This window comes from Ligilactobacillus faecis (assembly GCF_029889745.1).
GTDB lineage: Bacteria > Bacillota > Bacilli > Lactobacillales > Lactobacillaceae > Ligilactobacillus > Ligilactobacillus faecis.
The window spans coordinates 1,626,131-1,645,341 of the sequence record NZ_CP123639.1; the positions used below are offsets into that span (position 1 = coordinate 1,626,131).

The following is a 19,211-nucleotide window of genomic DNA, read 5'->3' on the forward strand; positions in this document are numbered from 1 at the left end:
TCTATTCAAATCGGATAGAGTTTGTTTTTTTATGTATTTTTATAACTATATACTTTGAAATATACGAATATAACAGGGTTTTTCCCCAGTATTTTTACCAGTTTTTTTAGATTTAGGCACGCAAATATCAACCCGACTTTAGCTAGAATTTTATCAATTCCTACTTCTCGGGCGTATCTCAAGTTGTGATATTCTTTTGCCGAACCAAAATTTCTTTCGATCGTCTCCTTTCGCGCTTCATACTTTAATTTTGAGCCAGTTTGATGCCTGATATCCTCACATTTTTCCATACTATCTTGCCAAACATGACGAGCGATAACTCTTTGATGATTTTTACTTTGTGTACATTTGTGCAGTAAAGGACATTTTTCACAGATTGTAGGATCACTTTTATATTCACGATAACCACTTCGATTAGTTGTGGAGTACATTAAGATTTGATCGCCAGGACATAAATAACAATCATAATATTCATCATAAACAAAATCTTTGGGTCTAAGCGTACCAACTTTGCCCCTTGGGCGTTTATAAGGAAGAATGGGAATTATGCCTTGAGATAGTAAAAAGTGTGCGATCGTGGGTGTTTTATAGCCAGAATCAGCGATAATATATTGTGGGTCGTACTTCCGTACTTTTTCAAATATTTCAGGAAAAAGTTGCGTATCATGGATATTTCCCGCACCGACCACATAAGCTAAGAGCCACCCATTTTTATCACAGGCAGCTTGAACGTTATAGGCAAAAACCTGTTTGTGTTCACCCTTATGAAACCATCCACTATCAGGATCAGTTTTAGATATTTTTACTTGTCTAGTTTTTTTTTAGGTTTTTCTTCTTTTAAGGGTTTCTTTTGATGTTTAGCTCTATCTACATTTATTTCTTTTTCGAGATCTTCACTCATAAATTTTGACTTAGTTTCAATAACTTCAGTAGTATATTTACGGCTGTTAGCAGCAACTTTCAAATGAGTTCCATCAATAAAAATATCAGTTGTGTCGATAAGATCATTTTCTAAGCAGAGTTTCAAAATATGAGCAAAAATAGCTTCTATTACATGGCTTTCAGCAAATCTTCTTTTATAGTTTTTACCGTAAGTAGAGAAATGAGGGACAGGATCATTTAAACCTAGTCCTAGAAACCATCGATAAGCGACATTAACTTGAATTTCTTTGATCGTTTGACGCATAGAACGGATACCAAATAAATTTTGAATCAAAGGAATCTTTATGAGTAGTACAGGGTCAAGACTAGGACGACCGTTATTTTTACAATAGGAATCTTCGACAAGATCATAAATAAAAGAGAAATCAATAATTTGATCAATTTTACGGAGTAAATGATCTTTTGGGACCAAATCATCTAGAGAAGTACGAGCATATTCACGGCGTTTGAGATTGGGATCACTCTTGCGAAGCATGACAAATACCTCCGTAATCGTTTTCTTTAATTATACAAAAAAAGTCACCAGAGCACATACTCTGATGACTTAGTCTACATTCTGAAATGAGGTCACACCTTTGACCTCATTTTTTTTATTATTTGATCTTCTTTTTATTTTTCATGATCCCATCGATCAGCCCATAGTCGACTGCTTGTTGAGCCGTCATGAAATTATCACGTTCAGTATCACGATCGATCGTTTCGATATCTTGACCAGAATGTTCAGCTAAGATCTCGTTGATCAATTTACGTGTCTTCAAGATATGTTCAGCTGCGATCTGGATCTCAGTTGATTGACCTTGAGCGCCACCTAAAGGTTGGTGGATCATGATCTCTGAGTTAGGTAGAGCAAAACGTTTGCCTTTAGCCCCAGCTGTTGCTAAAACGGAAGCCATTGAAGCTGCCATCCCCATCACGATCGTTTGAACGTCAGCATTTACAAAATTCATTGTATCGTAGATCGCAAGGCCAGCCGAAACAGAACCACCTGGAGAATTGATATACATATAGATATCTTTTTCGGAATCTTGGGCATCAAGGAAAAGCAATTGTGCGATGATCGCATTAGCCATATCGTCGTTGACTTCACCTGAGACCATGATGATCCGATCTTTTAATAAACGCGAATAAATATCATAAGCGCGTTCCCCTTGTGAGGATTGCTCGATGACTGTAGGAACTAAATTCATAATGAGAACCTCCGCAAATATAATATTGTCGTAATTGACTACGTAATGCTATTTTAACTTATTGGTCAAAAATGGTCAAACAATTAACTATATCTTTTTAAGACCTCGATATGTAAAAAATCCCGTACTCGATCAAAGTACGGGATCAATGGTTCGATTTTCTTCTGATGCATCACCTGGGAGTCGAACCCAGATTACAAGAACCGGAATCTTGCGTGCGATCCATTACACTAGCGATGCGTACTTTATTATATTAAAATATATTCAAGGAAATTACAAGTAAAATTTTTTAGAAAGGCTAAAAAAATGAGATTGCAACAACAAAACAAGCTGCAACAAAGGCAATTGCCTAAGCTAGTTATGAATCAAAAAATGCAACAATCGATCCAAATGCTGAAATTCAATGCAAGTGAATTGAATGAATATTTGACTCAGGTCGAATTGGAAAATCCTTTTATCAAAGTTTCAAATCAACATGTTGGTGTCAGTTCAGTCAAAGATCAAGTTGATCTTTTGAGTTTTGTGCCTGATAAAAAGACGCAATCATTATTTGATTATTTAATGGATCAAGTCAATCTGACGATGCGAAAGACGATCTTGCGTGACTGGGTCGTTTATTTTATTCAACATTTAGATCAAAATGGTTATTTGAAACTAGATACAGCCAAGCTCGTTTCAGAAGGCAAGCTCGATCAAACGACTTTAGATGATGCTTTAACTTTACTTTGGCGTTTAGATCCGCCAGGTGTCGGAGCACGTGATCTACGAGAATGCTTATTATTACAATTAGAAAATGAAGGTGATCGCACAGATCTTGCATATCAGATCGTTTGTAATGATTTTGATGACTTAGTACAACATGCTTGGGAAAAAATAGCCCAAAAATATGCTTTGACGTTAGCCGAAGTTGATGATATCCTGACGCAGATAAAAAATTTATCAGCAGCGCCAGGAAAAGCGTATGATCAAACTGAGATCAATTATATCGCTCCTGATCTGGTCGTGACAAAAAAAGAAGACAGATACGTAGTTGAACCAACTAAATTATTGTGCCCTCAGATCACATTTCGCAAAGAATATTATGATAGTTTAGTAGGAAGTTTAGATCAAACAGTTGTAAAATATCTCCAAGAAAAGAAAAAACAATATGCAACATTACTAGCCGAATTAGAGGCTAGACAAAATACAGTCGCGCGGGTCGGGCAAGAGATCGTTTCACGGCAACACGAATTTTTTGCTAATAAAGAACACCCCCTAAGGCCTTTGTTGTTGCGAGATATTGCTCAAAAGCTCCAATTACATGAGTCAACGATCAGTCGAGCTGTCAATGGTAAGTATCTTCAAAGTGATTTTGGGATCTTTGAACTACGGAGTTTCTTTTCACATGTCGTTAGCTATACAGAAACAGGAGAAGCGATCGGAGTTGAGCCGATCTATACACGCTTGCGTCAGATCGTGGCAACTGAAAATAAGCAAAAGCCACTTTCAGATCAAAAAATTGCTATGCAACTTGCACATGATGGACTAAAAGTGTCCCGTAGAACAGTTGCAAAATATCGTGAAAAGTTAAATATCCCAGCGTCAAGCCAGAGAAAACGTTTTTAAAAAATAATTTTTATTAGAATTGAAATTCGGAAATTGTTCCTTTTTTGGCTTATTTAAATCGGTGTTTTGAGCGAAAGTTCGGTCCTTGTTGCTTTGTAAACAAATAAAGCAAAATAAATTTCGGATAACCACTAAAAATCATTTGATATGCATAAGGATTTCTCAGTTTTTTTCTGGTATTTTCACGTGTAAGACCTTGCAAAAGAAAAATATAGTTGTTATAATTTCATTGTGCTTGGGAAGGCGTGAACGATTTGATCGTGGGATCAAATTTTGTGAACGTACCTTAAAGATAGAAGGTTTTGAACTTTCCCTTGGACGTTTCGTGTCCCAAAGAAAGAGAGACGTTGCAGTTATGCACCAAGAGATCGAGTGGATCGAAAGGATAATTCCTGATGTGATCGATACCATTAGTGAAAGATATGCAATATTAAAGGATATTGCAGCATCTGGTCCGATCGGACGACGCTCGTTAGCACAAGCTTTAGGTGTGAGTGAACGTGTCTTACGGACCGAGGCAGATTTTTTAAAACAACAAGAACTCATCACTGCAACAAAAGCAGGGATGGTCTTGACAGATAAGGGTAAAGAAGTCATTCAAGGACTATCTAGTTTTATTGATCAGTTTTTGGACTTAAAGCAGCTAGAGTTGCGTTTGAGTCAAAAGTTAGGGATCACAAATTGTCTCGTTGTTGCTGGCGATAGTGATCTCCAACCAGAAGTCATCGCTGAGATGGGGAAACTGGTCACTAATACCTTAAAAACATTATTACCACATGGCCTAAATATTATTGCGGCTATGGGTGGAACAACGATGGCACAGATTGCCTCGTGTTTGACACCTGAGATCGGAAAAGAACGAGAATTACTTTTTGTTCCGGCTCGTGGTGGCTTGGGAGAAAGGATCGATATCCAGGCTAATAATGTTTGTGCGCGCATGGCACTTTGTACGGGAGGAAAAAGCCGTTCGTTATATGTGCCTGAGCAGGTAAGCGAGAGTACGTACCGTCCTTTATTAAAGGAACCGGCTGTTCAAGAAGTCGTCACTTTGATCAAAAAAAGCAATGCAGTGATCCATAGTATCGGAACTGCAAAGCATATGGCTGATCGACGTGCAATGCCAAAAGAGATCGTTTCTTTGCTTGACCGAGGTCATGCAGTGGGCGAAGCTTTTGGATACTTCTTTGACGAAGCTGGGCAGGTCGTGTACAAGATCCCTCGGATCGGGATCCAGTTAGAAGACCTCGCTTCTATGAAATGTGTAGTCGCTGTCGCAGGTGGCCATTCAAAGGCTAAAGCGATCGTGGCTTACATGAAACACGCTCCAAAACAAACGTGTTTGATCACGGATGAAGGAGCAGCAAAAGCGATTTTAAAAGAGTAGTGCTTGCATTACTTTTTAAAATAAATTTTTATTTCCTAAAGGAGGAAATTTTAGTATGACTACTAAAGTAGGTATTAATGGTTTTGGTCGTATCGGCCGTTTAGCATTCCGTCGTATTGCTGAAACATCAGAAAACTTGGAAATCGTTGCTATCAACGATTTGACATCTCCAGCAATGTTGGCTCACTTATTGAAATATGACACAGCTCATGGTCAATTCAAAGGTGAAGTTTCTGCTACAGAAAACGCACTTATCGTTAACGGTAAAGAAATCCCTGTTTACGCAGAAGCAGATGCTCGTAACATTCCTTGGGTTAAAAATGATGGCGTAGACTTGGTTCTTGAATCAACAGGTTTCTACACATCTCCAGAAAAAGCACAAGCACACATCGATGCAGGTGCTAAGAAAGTTCTTGTTTCAGCTCCAGCCGGCAAGATGAAGACGATCGTTTACGGTGTTAACGATGATACATTGACACCAGAAGACAAGATCGTTTCTGCTGCTTCATGTACAACAAACTGCTTGGCACCACTTGCTAAAGCTGTTAACGATGCATTCGGTATCAAAGCGGGTACAATGACAACGATCCACGCTTACACAGCTACACAAAAATTACAAGATGGTCCAGATCGTGGTGGTAACGTACGTAACGCACGTGCTGCTGCTCAAAACACGATTCCTCACTCAACAGGTGCTGCTAAAGCTATCGGTATGGTTGTTCCTGAATTGAACGGTAAATTAGATGGTCATGCACAACGTGTGCCTGTTATCACAGGTTCATTAACAGAATTAGTTGCAACTCTTGACAAAGAAGTTACAGCTGAAGAAGTTAACGAAGCAGTTAAGAAAGTTACAGAAGGTAACAACTCATTTGGTTACAATGCTGACGGTATCGTTTCATCTGATATCATCGGTACAGAATTCGGTTCTGTCTTTGACCCAACACAAACACAAGTTGTTGGTTCAGGTGATGGCCAAGTTGTTAAGACAGTTGCTTGGTACGACAACGAATCTGGCTTTACAGCTCAAATGATCCGTACATTAGAAAAATTTGCAAGCATGCTTTAAGATTTAGCTGACGCTAATTTTTAACTTGTTATGCAGGTTATGAGGCGGGGGGAGGCAACTCCTCCTGCCTTTTTAATTTTTGATATCTCAAACTCATGGAGGGTTACTTTATGTCTAAACTTATTGTTTCAGATTTAAAAGATCTTAAAGGTAAAAAAGTTTTAGTTCGTGTTGACTTTAATGTTCCGATCAAAGATGGTGTGATCGGTGACGATAACCGTATGGTAGCAGCTTTACCAACGATCAAATACATCATCGACAACGGTGGCAAGGCTATCTTGTTCTCACACCTTGGTCGGATCAAGACTGAAGAAGATAAAGAAAAGTTATCTTTAAAACCAGTTGCAGAACACTTAGCTGATCTTTTGAACAAACCAGTTACATTTGTTCCAGCTACACGTGGTAAACAATTAGAAGATGCGATCGCTGACATGAAAGATGGCGACGTATTAGTTGTTGAAAACACACGTTTTGAAGACTTAGATGGCAAGAAAGAATCTGGCAATGATCCAGAACTTGGCAAATACTGGGCTTCACTTGGTGATGTTTTCGTAAATGATGCTTTTGGGACAGCCCACCGTTCCCACGCTTCTAACGTAGGTATCGCAAGCAACATGCCACAAACAGCTGCTGGTTTCTTATTAGAAAAAGAGATCAAGTTCTTAGGTGAAGCAGTTGACAACCCACAACACCCATTCGTTGCGATCTTAGGTGGTGCTAAAGTTTCTGATAAGATCGGTGTGATCGAACACTTATTAGATAAGGCTGACAAGATCATCGTTGGTGGTGGGATGACATACACATTCTACGCTGCTAAAGGTATCAAGATCGGTAACTCTTTAGTTGAAGAAGATAAGATCGAATTAGCTAAAGAATTACTTGAAAAAGCTGGTGACAAGATCGTCTTACCAGTTGATAACGTATGTGCAACAGAATTCAACAATGATGCTCCTTCTAAAGTTTTTGAAGGCGACATTGAAGATGGCTACATGGCGCTTGATATCGGACCAAAATCTGTTGAATTATTCAAGAGCGTCTTGAAAGATGCTAAGACAGTTGTTTGGAACGGACCTATGGGTGTCTTTGAAATGCCTAACTTTGCTAAAGGTACACTTGGCGTAGGTGAATTCTTAGGTACATTGTCTGATGCAACAACGATCGTTGGTGGTGGGGACTCTACAGCCGCAGTTAATGAATTAGGCGTTGCTGAAAAATTGACTCACATCTCAACTGGTGGTGGCGCATCCCTTGAATATCTTGAAGGTAAGACACTTCCTGGTATCGCTGCTGTTTCTGATAAATAAGAGATAAGATAACTGACAGGGGTGCTCTCATCCCTGCCAGTTTGTTTAAAGAATTACTTTGAAAGGATGATTTTAGTGCGTACACCAATTATCGCAGGTAACTGGAAAATGAACATGAATCCAGAACAAACTGCTGAATTTGTAAAAGCTGTAAAAGATAAATTACCAAAGGCAACAGAAGTTGAAGCAGTGATCGCTGCTCCAGCTGTTGACCTACCAGCTTTATTAGAAAATGCTAAAGGTTCAGAACTAAAAGTTGCAGCTGAAAACTGCTACTTTGAAGATGAAGGTGCCTTCACTGGTGAAACTTCACCAAAAGTTTTAAGTGAAATGGGCGTTGACTATGTTGTTATCGGTCACTCAGAACGTCGTGATTACTTCCACGAAACAGATGAAGATATCAACAAAAAAGCACATGCGATCTTCAAGAACGGCATGACACCTATCATTTGCTGCGGTGAATCTTTAGAAACACGTGAAGCTGGTCAAGCTGAAGAATGGGTCGAAGCTCAAGTAAAAGCTGCTTTAAAAGATCTTACAGCTGACCAAGTAGCTAGCCTTGTGATCGCTTATGAACCAATTTGGGCGATCGGTACAGGTAAAACAGCTACATCAGATCAAGCAGAAGAGATCTGTGCAGTTGTAAGAAAGACTGTTGCTGATTTATACGACCAAACAGTGGCTGACAAAGTTCGCATCCAATATGGTGGTTCTGTTAAACCAGCTAATGTGAAAGAATTGATGTCTAAAGAAGACATCGACGGTGGTTTAGTCGGTGGTGCTTCTTTAGATCCAACATCATACTTGGAATTAGTTAATTTCAATAAATAATCGATAAAATTTTGCTTGAACCTTCATTAAATAGATTGAAAGTCAGGCGCAAAACCTTTAAAATATCAATGAGGACAATATTTCTCAAATGTCAATCAAACTAAAAGGAGAGTAATATTTTATGTCTGCAATTACAGAAATTTATGCTCGCGAAGTCTTAGACTCACGTGGTAACCCAACAGTTGAAGCTGAAGTTTATACAGAAGATGGCGGCTTTGGTCGCGGTATCGTACCTTCTGGTGCATCTACTGGTGAACACGAAGCTGTTGAATTACGTGACGGCGACAAATCTCGTTACATGGGCAAAGGCGTTACAAAAGCCGTTGCTAACGTTAACGATGTGATCGCTAAAGAAATCGTTGGCTACGAAGTAACAGACCAAATTGCGATCGATAAAGCTATGATCGCTTTAGATGGTACACCAAACAAAGGTAAACTTGGTGCTAACGCTATCTTGGCTGTTTCTATCGCTGTTGCACGTGCAGCTGCTGATGAATTGCAAGTTCCATTGTACAACTACATGGGCGGTACAAACGCACACGTATTACCAACACCAATGATGAACGTTATCAACGGTGGTGCACACTCAGATAACAAAGTTGACTTCCAAGAATTCATGATCATGCCTGTTGGTGCTTCTTCTATCAAAGAAGCTGTACGTATGGGTTCAGAAACATTCCACAACTTACAAAAACTTCTTGCTGCTGACGGCAAGGTAACTTCTGTTGGTGACGAAGGTGGTTTCGCACCTGACTTTGCAAACAACGAAGAACCATTACAATACTTGATCAAAGCTATCGAAGCAGCTGGTTACAAGCCAGGTAAAGATATCTCTATTGCTATCGACGTTGCTTCTTCCGAACTTTGGGATGCTGAAACAGGCAAGTACAAACTTCGTTGGTCAACAGGTGAAGAATACACAACTGCTGAATTCATCAAGTACCTTGAAGGTTTAGTTGCTAAATACCCAATCATCTCGATCGAAGATCCTATCGATGAAAACAACTGGGATGACTGGAAAGAAATCACAGCTGAACTTGGCAAGAAAGTTCAATTAGTTGGTGACGACTTCTTCGTTACAAACACACAATACTTAGCTAAAGGTATCCGCATGGGTTGTGCTAACTCGATCTTGATCAAAGTTAACCAAATCGGTACTTTGACAGAAACTTTCGAAGCTATTGAAATGGCTAAGGAAGCTGGTTACACAGCTATCGTTTCTCACCGTTCTGGTGAAACAGAAGATACAACGATCGCTGACTTGGTTGTTGCTACAAACGCAGGCCAAATCAAGACAGGTTCTATGAGCCGTACAGATCGTATCGCTAAGTACAACCAATTGATGAGAATCGAAGACCAATTGACAAGCGGTGTTGCTCAATACAAAGGTATCAACTCCTTCTACAACTTGAGCGAACAAGCACGTCAAGCAATCGAAGAAAAATAATTAGTTGATTGACTGTTTAGTAGTGTTAGCTACTAAAAAAGAGGCCTGTTTTGCAGGTCTCTTTTTATACATAAAAATAGAAAGTATTTGGGGATAATAATAAATCGAGTTCAGTTAGTATTTTTGAACATTTTCTTTAGATAGTAGGTGGATGCAACGAATAAATTGTTGAATTTTGGAAAGAAACTAAACTATATTCGCTTTAATTTCATCTTACGGGGAGTCCTTGTCGGGATCGTTGCGGGGTTTATCGTAAGTTTATTTCGATTAGCGATCGAAGCTCTTTTAGAAGGAATGAAAAAATTATTTGGGCAGTTACCAAGTACACCTAGCCTATGGAGCATCGTTATTGTTTTTTTCTTGATAGTGATCTTTGTTAATGCTAAATTTTTGAAAAAAGAGCCACATATCAGTGGTTCTGGGATCCCACAAGTTGAAGGGCAGCTTTTAGGAATGTTGGAGCTCAAGTGGTGGCCAGTCTTATGGCGAAAATGGTTAGGTGGGGTCCTTGCGATCGGTTCGGGTCTTTTTTTAGGACGTGAGGGACCTTCGATCCAGTTAGGAGCGGCGGCCGGGCAAGGTCTAGCAGAACACTTTAAACTGGATCAAACAGCACGAAGGTGTTTGATCGCCGGGGGAGCAGCGGCTGGATTATCAGCAGCTTTTAATGCTCCGATCGCAGCTTCATTATTTATCGTAGAGGAAGTTTATCATAATTTTTCACCATATATTTGGACGACTGCGCTTTCAGCCGCAGTTACAGCCAATTTTGTGGCATTTAATTTTTTTGGACTGACACCAGTTCTACACATGCAACAAAAAGTTACTTTTCCGATCGCAGCGTATGGACATTTAATTGTCTTGGGCGTTGTCTTAGGTTTTTTAGGCATACTGTATGAATACTTGACGCTTAATTGTTCTAAATTTTATCAGCGCCTATCTTTTTTACAGCCACGTTTTTACAGTGTGATCCCTTTGTTATGTTTACCTTTGATCGGGATCTTTTGGCCAATTGCTTTAGGGGGAGGCAATGGTTTGATCGTTGCCTTACCAACGCTTGATCTAACAACTAAAGCACTTTGTTTTCTATTTATTTTACGGTTGCTTTTTTCAACTCTATCATATGGTTCGACTTTGCCAGGCGGCATTTTTCTGCCGATCTTGACTTTAGGCGCTTTGATCGGTGCGCTTTATTTTAAGGTAGCACATGCAAGTGGACTTTTAGCTGATGGCTTGATGATCAATTGCATCATTTATGCTATGGCAGGGTATTTTGCTTGTATTGGTAAAGCACCTTTCACTGCGATCTTACTAGTGACAGAGATGGTCGGGACACTTGAACATTTGATGCCTCTAGCACTAGTTTCTTTAACAGCCTATACTGTTTGTGATATTTTCCATGGGCGTCCGATCTATGAAGCGATGTTAGCTAAAATGACTAATGAACCTAAAGTTTTAGCTTTACGAAGCGGTCAACAAGATCGGTTTGAATATCCGATCTTTGCTGGTTCGAAATTGCAAGATCGAGCTGTCAAAGATATTGCGTGGCCTAAAGATTGTTTGATCTTGGCATTGCGTCGGGGCGAAACAGAGTATATCGTGCATGGTGATTCGGTCATGAAAGCAGGCGATACGTTAGTCATTTTAACGACGCAAAGTGCACGAATGCGGATAAATGAAGAATTGACACGGCTAAGTGCACTTGGTGAAAACTAAAAGTAGATTTGTGACTGGAAAATTGTGTGTAAATATGCTAAATTAGAGTAGATATAGATTATCATAGCGAAAGGTATATAGTAGATATCAGTGTTTGAGCTAGAAAGAAAAAAGTGTGTGGCCAAGTACTGAAGATAAGGACTATATTTCTTGTGCTATTAGAGCCATTATGTCATTTTGTATGGCATAAAGACGAAGGTCGGCAGTAATAAATAAGTTTAGGAAAGGAAGCTCTATATTTCTTTCTCAGATAGATCTTTAACCATCTGAACACATTTGATATAGTAGGTACAAAAGATTGTATAATATACTTTTAACACTATTATTGATCGTTTCTGTCTTGATCATTATTTCTGTTTTGATGCAACCAGCTAAAACGGATAATGCTTCAACTGCATTATCTGGTGGTGCCACTGACTTGTTCAGTAAACAAAAACCACGCGGCTTTGAAGCGTTTATGCAAAAGGTAACGGCAGTTCTTGGAGTTATTTTCTTTGCGCTTTCATTAGCTTTAGTATATATCTCAGCACACTAGTTTTACTGAAAAGCCTCCTGCGTGTTAAAGTTCGACAGGGGGCTTTTCCTATATATTTTGATTGAATGAATATGAGGATTTAAATGGAAAAAGAAAAGATAAGAAAATCATTATTAGATTATTTTGAAGCTGAGCCGGAAAAAAATTTTACGGTTCAAGAACTTGCTGATAAGATGAAAATGAATAAAGCAGGTCAATTCAATTTTATCGTGCAAGCCGTTGCACAACTCGAACACGATAAAAAGATCAAACTTGATGACGCAGGAAATTTCAGCTTAGTAAAAGAAGTGACTGCCCCGCGGTTTGAAGGGGTCTTTCATGCCAATGATCGTGGTTTTGGTTTTGTAACTGTCGATCCTGAAAAACAAGATTTTTTCATCAATCCAACACAAACGCTTTCAGCTTTAAATGGTGATGAAGTTGAAGTTGAGTTGATCGCTGAAGGTGACGAAGAAACTGGCAAACGGCCAGAAGGTAAGATCACACAAGTCTTAAAACGTGAATTGACACAAGTCGTTGGTGAATTTTTACCAGCTGAAGATGAAGATGAAAACTTACCGGCAGGGATCATCGGTACGATCCGTTTACGTGATAAAAAATTATCCAATTACCGTTTTTTAGTTGAAGATAAGGGACTTCATCCAGTTGCGGGTGAGATCGTTTTAGCTGATATCACAGCTTACCCAAGTGTGACTTTGCCAGGACTTATCAAAGGGGTCGCTACTAAAGTTATTGGTAACGTCAATGATCCTGGCGTCGATATTTTACAGATCGTTTATCAACATGATATCCCACATGAATTTCCTGAAGATGTCATGGAACAAGTGGCTAAGATCCCTGATCATGTGACACCAGCTGAAAAAGTTGGTCGTCGGGATCTGACTGACGAACCAATGGTCACGATCGATAGTATCGAGTCAAAAGACTTGGATGATGCAGTCAGTGCTTGGAAATTACCAAATGGAAATTATCACTTAGGCGTTCATATTGCAGATGTCTCCCATTATGTGACCCCAAATACGCCGCTTGACCGCGAAGCGTTTGAGCGTGGGACTTCAGTTTATTTGACAGACCGTGTGATCCCTATGATCCCGGCTAAGTTATCAAACGGGATCTGTTCATTGAATCCAAAAGTTGAACGTTTAGCGTTGACTTGTGCGATGGAGATCGATCCTAGCGGTCAAGTCGTTAAGCATGAGATCTTTGAAAGTGTGATCAAAACAACAGAACGGATGACGTATAAAGCGATCAATAAGATCTTGGAATCTGATGATGCCAAGACAAAAGAACGCTATAAAGAACTTGTACCGATGTTTGAGACGATGGGGGAATTGCATAAGATCTTGTTGAAGATGCGTAAACGCCGAGGCGCGATCGAATTTGAAGATACTGAAGCAAAGATCATCGTGGATGAAAAAGGGCATGCTGTAGATATCCAACTGCGTGAACGTGGTACAAGTGAACGCATGGTCGAATCTTTTATGTTGGCAGCAAATGAAACGGTCGCTGCGCACTATAAAGAGTTGCATGTACCATTTATTTATCGGATCCATGAAACGCCAAAAGAAGAAAAGATCAAGACCTTTTTTGAGATGTTATCTGCTTTAGGCGTCGAAGTGACTGGAAAAGTCAGCGCGATCGAACCAAAGATGTTGCAAAATATTTTGAAAAAAGTTGCTGGTAAACCAGAAGAGCCGATGGTTTCGGTAATGCTTTTGCGGTCGATGCAACAAGCTAAATATTCTCCAGAACCGCTAGGACATTTTGGATTAGCCGCTAAAGACTATACACACTTCACCTCTCCGATCAGACGTTATCCTGATCTGATGGCACACCGCATGATCCATTATTATGCCGAACATGGACTAGGTGAAAGCAGTCAAGAGCGTTTTAGAGCCCAGCTTCCAGAAGTGAGTCAACATAGTTCGACAGCTGAACGACGGGCGATCGACGCCGAACGCGATACTGATGCGATGAAAAAAGCTGAATACATGGCAGATCATGTGGGTGAAGAATTCGAAGCAGTCGTTAGTTCAGTGACAAAATTTGGGATGTTCGTTGAACTTCCAAATACAGTTGAAGGTTTGATCCATATCAGCCAGTTAGACGATGATTATTATGTTTTTGTTGAGAAGCATATGGCTTTAGTAGGAACAAGATCGAAACGGACTTATCGGATCGGACAACCGATCAAAGTCAAGTTAGTCAATGTCAATGCTGAGCAAAAAGAGATCGACTTTAAACTTCTAGAGATGAAAAAAGCACCTAAATCAGATCTTCTAAAAGATATTGATCCAAAAGATCTACCTACTAGACGTAACGACCGCTCGCGTGGTGAGCATTTTGATAAGCGAAATGGTGGCAAACGTCCGTATAAGAAGCAAGGAAATGGACGCTTTAATAAAAACAACGATGCTAAAGATAAACGTCGCAATGGTGGTAAAAATAATAATAAGCGTCCTTTTTACAAACGTCGCCGTGAAGCTAAAAAATAATTTAGCGATAAAGGACTGAGAAGATGGGAAAAGAAAAACAAAAAGAACGTCCGTTAGCTCAAAATCGCAAAGCTAATCATGATTATTATATTTTAGAAACGCTCGAAGCTGGGATCGCCTTGACTGGGACTGAGATCAAATCAGTCCGAGCTGGCAGGATCAACCTTAAAGATGGTTTTGCCCAGATCAAAAATGGCGAAGCCTGGCTGATGAATGTGCATATTTCAGAATATACCCAAGGAAATAGATTCAATCATGATCCTTTACGGAATCGTAAACTTTTATTGCATAAAAAGCAGATCACACATTTGGCCGAAGAGACGAGTGGTAAAGGGATCACTTTAGTGCCTTTGAAAGTTTATCTAAAGCATGGTTTTGCTAAAGTTTTACTTGGGGTGGCTCAAGGTAAGCATAACTACGATAAACGTGAAACCATCAAACGGCGCGATCAAGAGCGTGAGATCAGACGGACCTTAAAAAATTACGGTTGAAGCAAAAAAACCTCTAAGATTTGATTTAGAGGTTTTTTTATGTGTGTTTGCATCAGGCTAAAGGACCAGTTGTCTGATTAAGGTCTTCTAAGCGATATCGAGCTCGTTCGCCTCCGATCAATTTAGGACGCGAGCTCAAGAATGTTACGTGAGCTTTGCCGATCTCGGTGATCGATGTTCGTACAGGGATCTGAACGAAACGAACATGCATCCCGATCGCTGTATCACCGATATCCATCCCAGCTTTAGCGACAAGATGCTCAACTTCAACTGGTTCAGTAAATTGTTCAAAAGCAGCTACTTGTGCTGCGCCACCGGCATGCAAAGTCGGGACGACAGTAACGATCTCTAAGTTGTGATCTTTAGCAACTCGTTTTTCAATAACTAAAGCGCGGTTCAAATGTTCGCAACCTTGGACAGCCAAGTGGACTCCTAATGGATCTAAGATCGAACGGAGCGTTTTAACAATTATTCGTCCAAGTTCAAGATTAGAGTGTTTGCCGATCTTTTGCCCTTGGATCTCGCTTGTACTACAGCCAAGAACAAAAATATCATTTGGCTCAAGTGTCGTTTGAGCTAGAAATTCAGTCATGCTTGTTTTTATTTGTTGTGCGATCTTATTTAGATCATTTTCGTGTGTCATAATAAACCAGCTTTCTTTGGAACAAAGATTGAATACCTTGATATATCAGATATCCAAAGATATTGTAACAAAAAAGATCGAGGGTATCAAAAAATGGACTGGTGCGCAATTGAACTACCCCAACTTAACCTAAAACTACCGTTTTTTAACGGCTTGAAGTTGGGAATTCTGAGAATACAGCAAACTTGCCAGTCTAGCTTTTCACTGAGTCGGTAGCGGTCACTGCTTTGTTACCATGGTACCGTTTTATTATCAGAATAGAGTTTCTAATCCTCTAGCTAAGATATTTTTAGCCGCGTTAACATCTCTATCAAGATGTGAATTACAGTTAGCAGAATGTTGATTTTTATCTAATTCCATAGTTATACTCATTTATTATATTATCTGAATTAAAATTATCAAGAAAAAGAAGCGCTTTTAGTGCTTCAGAATGGGATGATTCATCCACCACTTATAAAAGTGGAAGTCTTCTCGCCATTTTAGGATAAATTTGTTTCACAAAAAGGTCAAAAGAGCTCTTTTCTGATTTGATGCGTTTGCGCTGAGGTATATTGTAATCAATGTATATTGTGTCTTTTGTGAAACTAAACACTATATATTGTGTTTTTTGAAAAAAGAAGCTATCATATATAGTACCAAATATGATACATATGTACGATTTTGATAGAGAGGATCTGACAAAAATGATGGAGATGAATACGAAAGTCAGCTATGATTTTCCTAAAACAGTAGAAAAAACCGATGGGTATCGGGTCCCCTTTGCACTTTATAAGTTAGAACGGATCTTAGATATTTTAGGACTAACTCCTGTAAAAGACGAGATCTTAGCGACTTTAGCGCTACGTGTCGCCAATTACGATGTTCTAAAGACAAGTGCACTTGCAACTGAACTTATGACTACTTTGAACGAATTGGGATATATAGCGGAAGCTAAGTCTTATTTAGAAGCACACGAAAAAGAAGAGCAGACCTGGCGAGAACAAACTGATCCGACGTTGCGCTTAGACCGTTTACAATCAAAAGATCCAAGTTTAGTGCATGAAAATGCCAATAAAGATAGTAATGTGTTTAATACGCAACGTGATCTGACGGCAGGAACAGTCGGGAAAACATTAGGGCTCAAAATGATGCCTAAACATATCGCTAAAGCTCATTTACGGGGAGATATCCACTACCATGATCTTGATTATACTCCTTGGAGTCCAATGACAAATTGTTGTTTGATCGATTTTAAAGAGATGTTGACAAAAGGCTTTAAGATCGGGAATGCCGAAGTTGAAAGCCCACATTCGATCCAGACTGCGACTGCACAGATGTCACAGATCATCGCAAATGTTGCTTCAAGCCAGTATGGGGGCTGTTCTGCCGATCGAGTCGATGAAGTTTTAGAACCATTTGCTTATAAAAACTATGAAAAGCATTTGGCTGAAGCGAAAGAATATATCGTTGAAGCAGAGAAACAAGTTGAATTTGCACGCAAAAGGACTAAAAAAGATATCTATGATGCGATGCAAGCTTTAGAGTATGAGATCAATACACTTTTTTCTTCGCAAGGCCAAACGCCTTTTACGACACTTGGTTTTGGTTTAGGGACGTCATGGATCGCACGTGAGATCCAAAAGTCGATCTTAAAGATTCGGATCGAAGGCCTAGGTAAAGAAAAACGAACTGCGATCTTTCCTAAGTTAGTTTTTACGATCAAACAAGGGTTGAATTTAAACCCAGGTGAACCTAACTATGATATCAAAGAATTGGCGCTTGAGTGTGCTACGAAACGAATGTATCCTGATGTTTTGATGTATGATAAGATCAAAGAGTTGACAGGAAGTTTTAAGGCTCCGATGGGGTGTCGTTCTTTTTTGCAAGGCTGGCAAGACAAAGACGGGCAGGAAGTCAATTCAGGTCGTATGAATTTAGGCGTCGTTACCCTTAATCTTCCGCGGATCGCTTTAGAATCAAAGGGGGACCAAGAGCTATTTTGGCAGATCTTGCACGATAAGATCGCACTTTGTAAAGAAGCATTAAAGTTTAAAGTTGCTCGTGTTCTAGAAGCTTTACCAGAAAATGCACCGATCCTTTATCAGTATGGAGCTTTTGGACAGAGACTGAAACCAGGTGATGATGTCTCACAACTCTTCTTAGATGAACGCGCAACTGTTTCCCTAGGCTATATCGGCCTTTATGAAGTTGGAACACTTTTTTACGGACCTGATTGGGAAAGCGATCAAGCGGCCCATGATTTCACATTACAGATCGTCAAAAAACTATATGATGCCTGTGTTGCGTGGTCTAACGAAACTGGTTATCACTTTAGTGTTTATTCAACACCAAGTGAGTCATTGACAGATCGTTTTTGTAAGATCGATACAAAACGTTTCGGAAAGATCAAAGATATCACTGATAAGGAATACTATACAAATAGTTTTCATTACGATGTGCGCAAGCATCCAACGCCATTTGAAAAAATATTGTTTGAGATGGATTATCCTAAATATGCAGCTGGTGGCTTTATCCACTATTGTGAATATCCAAATTTGCGCCAAAATCCTAAAGCTCTTGAAGCAGTCTGGGATTTTGCTTACGATAAGGTTGGCTATCTAGGGACGAATACACCGATCGATCGTTGTTATAAATGTGGCTTTCAAGGTGAGTTCAAAGCGACTGCTCGTGGGTTTGAATGCCCCGCTTGTGGCAATCATGATCCTAAGTCTTGTGATTGCGTCAAAAGGACATGTGGTTACTTAGGAAACCCACTCCAACGGCCAATGGTGCACGGACGACATGCTGAGATCGCTGCGCGGGCTAAAAATATCGGACCGGGGATGGTAACTGATGACAAATGAAAAAAGACCGCTAGTCCGAATCAGCATTGGTGGGGACACGATTTTTGTTGAGCAGACCCAGATCAAAGAAAAACGGTTGCCTCAAAAAAAGTCTAAAAGAAGACGTCTGCCTAAAGATCCTAAGCCTAAGGAATGGTTAGCTAAAGAACTAAGCCAACTAAGGATCGCTGATTATAAACCATTTAACTTTGTAGATGGTGAAGGTGTCCGTTGTAGTTTGTATGTGAGTGGATGTAAGTTTGCTTGCCCAGGCTGTTATAATAAAGCAGCTCAAAGTTTTAGTTATGGTTTTGAATATACTAAAGAGTTAGAAGATCAGATCATCGCTGATCTAGGCAAAGATTATGTCCAAGGTTTGACTCTGTTAGGTGGGGAACCGTTTTTAAATACTCAAGTTTGTCTGCAACTAGTGGATCGGATCCGAGCTGAGTACGGTACGACAAAAGATATTTGGTCTTGGACTGGTTATACGTGGGATGAACTACAGTTAGAGTCAGCAGATAAGTTAGAACTTTTGTCCAAGATCGATATTTTAGTTGACGGTCGTTTTCTAGAAGCTAAAAAAGACTTGACTTTACAGTTTAGAGGGAGCTCAAACCAGCGGATCATCGATGTACAAAAGTCACTGAGGCAAAATAAAGTCGTCATTTGGGAAAAGTTATCTAAGTAAAAAATATTTAGGTTTGTTTATTAAAATATTTTCTAAAAAACTTGTCTAC

Annotated in this window: 14 protein-coding genes and 1 pseudogene; 12 read left to right on the forward strand and 3 right to left on the reverse strand. The window is 39.6% G+C overall.

The genetic code is table 11. The annotated features are described in order from the left end of the window. Window position 1: 1 nt before the first annotated feature. Both QFX10_RS07405 and clpP read right to left on the reverse strand, forming a co-directional pair. Window positions 2-1,417, reverse strand: a pseudogene (locus QFX10_RS07405) (IS1182 family transposase). A gap of 118 nt (window positions 1,418-1,535) precedes the next feature. Continuing rightward, window positions 1,536-2,129 (reverse strand): ATP-dependent Clp endopeptidase proteolytic subunit ClpP, encoded by a 594-nt coding sequence (gene clpP / locus QFX10_RS07410; RefSeq protein ID WP_280605608.1) that lies wholly within the window; start codon window positions 2,127-2,129, stop codon window positions 1,536-1,538. A gap of 306 nt (window positions 2,130-2,435) precedes the next feature. Here clpP and rpoN point away from each other — a divergent pair, with 306 nt between their 5' ends. The 10 genes from rpoN to smpB all read left to right on the forward strand — a co-directional run bounded on the left by rpoN (window position 2,436) and on the right by smpB (window position 15,006). Continuing rightward, window positions 2,436-3,734, forward strand: a complete 1,299-nt coding sequence (gene rpoN, locus QFX10_RS07415; protein ID WP_280605609.1) for an RNA polymerase factor sigma-54 — start codon at window positions 2,436-2,438, stop codon at window positions 3,732-3,734. 355 nt (window positions 3,735-4,089) lie between these two features. Continuing rightward, window positions 4,090-5,118 carry a sugar-binding transcriptional regulator gene (locus QFX10_RS07420; RefSeq protein WP_280607254.1) on the forward strand — a complete coding sequence of 343 codons (1,029 nt, stop codon included), beginning with the start codon at window positions 4,090-4,092 and terminating at the stop codon, window positions 5,116-5,118. Between the two features lie 55 nt (window positions 5,119-5,173). After that, on the forward strand, window positions 5,174-6,187 hold the full coding sequence (gene gap, locus QFX10_RS07425; RefSeq protein WP_280605610.1) for a type I glyceraldehyde-3-phosphate dehydrogenase: 1,014 nt from the start codon (window positions 5,174-5,176) through the stop codon (window positions 6,185-6,187). A 110-nt stretch (window positions 6,188-6,297) separates the two neighbouring features. Further along, window positions 6,298-7,491 carry a phosphoglycerate kinase gene (locus tag QFX10_RS07430; protein WP_280605611.1) on the forward strand — a complete coding sequence of 398 codons (1,194 nt, stop codon included), beginning with the start codon at window positions 6,298-6,300 and terminating at the stop codon, window positions 7,489-7,491. Between the two features lie 75 nt (window positions 7,492-7,566). Next, on the forward strand, window positions 7,567-8,322 hold the full coding sequence (gene tpiA, locus QFX10_RS07435) for a triose-phosphate isomerase (protein WP_280605612.1): 756 nt from the start codon (window positions 7,567-7,569) through the stop codon (window positions 8,320-8,322). A 121-nt stretch (window positions 8,323-8,443) separates the two neighbouring features. After that, complete coding sequence (eno, locus tag QFX10_RS07440) at window positions 8,444-9,769, forward strand: phosphopyruvate hydratase (protein WP_280605613.1); 1,326 nt, start codon at window positions 8,444-8,446, stop codon at window positions 9,767-9,769. Between the two features lie 165 nt (window positions 9,770-9,934). Further along, window positions 9,935-11,485, forward strand: coding sequence for a ClC family H(+)/Cl(-) exchange transporter (locus QFX10_RS07445; RefSeq protein ID WP_280605614.1), 1,551 nt, complete (start codon window positions 9,935-9,937; stop codon window positions 11,483-11,485). A 298-nt stretch (window positions 11,486-11,783) separates the two neighbouring features. After that, entirely contained in the window at window positions 11,784-12,020 is a 237-nt protein-coding gene (gene secG, locus QFX10_RS07450; protein WP_280605615.1) for a preprotein translocase subunit SecG, read from the forward strand. 83 nt (window positions 12,021-12,103) lie between these two features. Next, window positions 12,104-14,515, forward strand: coding sequence for a ribonuclease R (rnr, locus tag QFX10_RS07455; protein ID WP_280605616.1), 2,412 nt, complete (start codon window positions 12,104-12,106; stop codon window positions 14,513-14,515). 23 nt (window positions 14,516-14,538) lie between these two features. Beyond that, window positions 14,539-15,006 (forward strand): SsrA-binding protein SmpB, encoded by a 468-nt coding sequence (smpB, locus tag QFX10_RS07460; protein WP_280605617.1) that lies wholly within the window; start codon window positions 14,539-14,541, stop codon window positions 15,004-15,006. A 52-nt stretch (window positions 15,007-15,058) separates the two neighbouring features. On the opposite strand, the gene QFX10_RS07465 is transcribed toward smpB, so the two are convergent. Then, a complete protein-coding gene (locus QFX10_RS07465) occupies window positions 15,059-15,649 on the reverse strand; it encodes a TIGR01440 family protein (RefSeq protein WP_280605618.1) in 591 nt (196 codons plus the stop codon). A 683-nt stretch (window positions 15,650-16,332) separates the two neighbouring features. On the opposite strand from QFX10_RS07465, the gene nrdD reads away from it, so the two are divergent. After that, window positions 16,333-18,492, forward strand: coding sequence for an anaerobic ribonucleoside-triphosphate reductase (nrdD, locus tag QFX10_RS07470; RefSeq protein WP_280605619.1), 2,160 nt, complete (start codon window positions 16,333-16,335; stop codon window positions 18,490-18,492). Further along, window positions 18,482-19,162, forward strand: a complete 681-nt coding sequence (gene nrdG, locus QFX10_RS07475) for an anaerobic ribonucleoside-triphosphate reductase activating protein (protein ID WP_280605620.1) — start codon at window positions 18,482-18,484, stop codon at window positions 19,160-19,162. The genes nrdD and nrdG overlap by 11 nt, the downstream gene beginning before the upstream one ends. The last annotated feature ends 49 nt before the right edge of the window (window positions 19,163-19,211 follow it).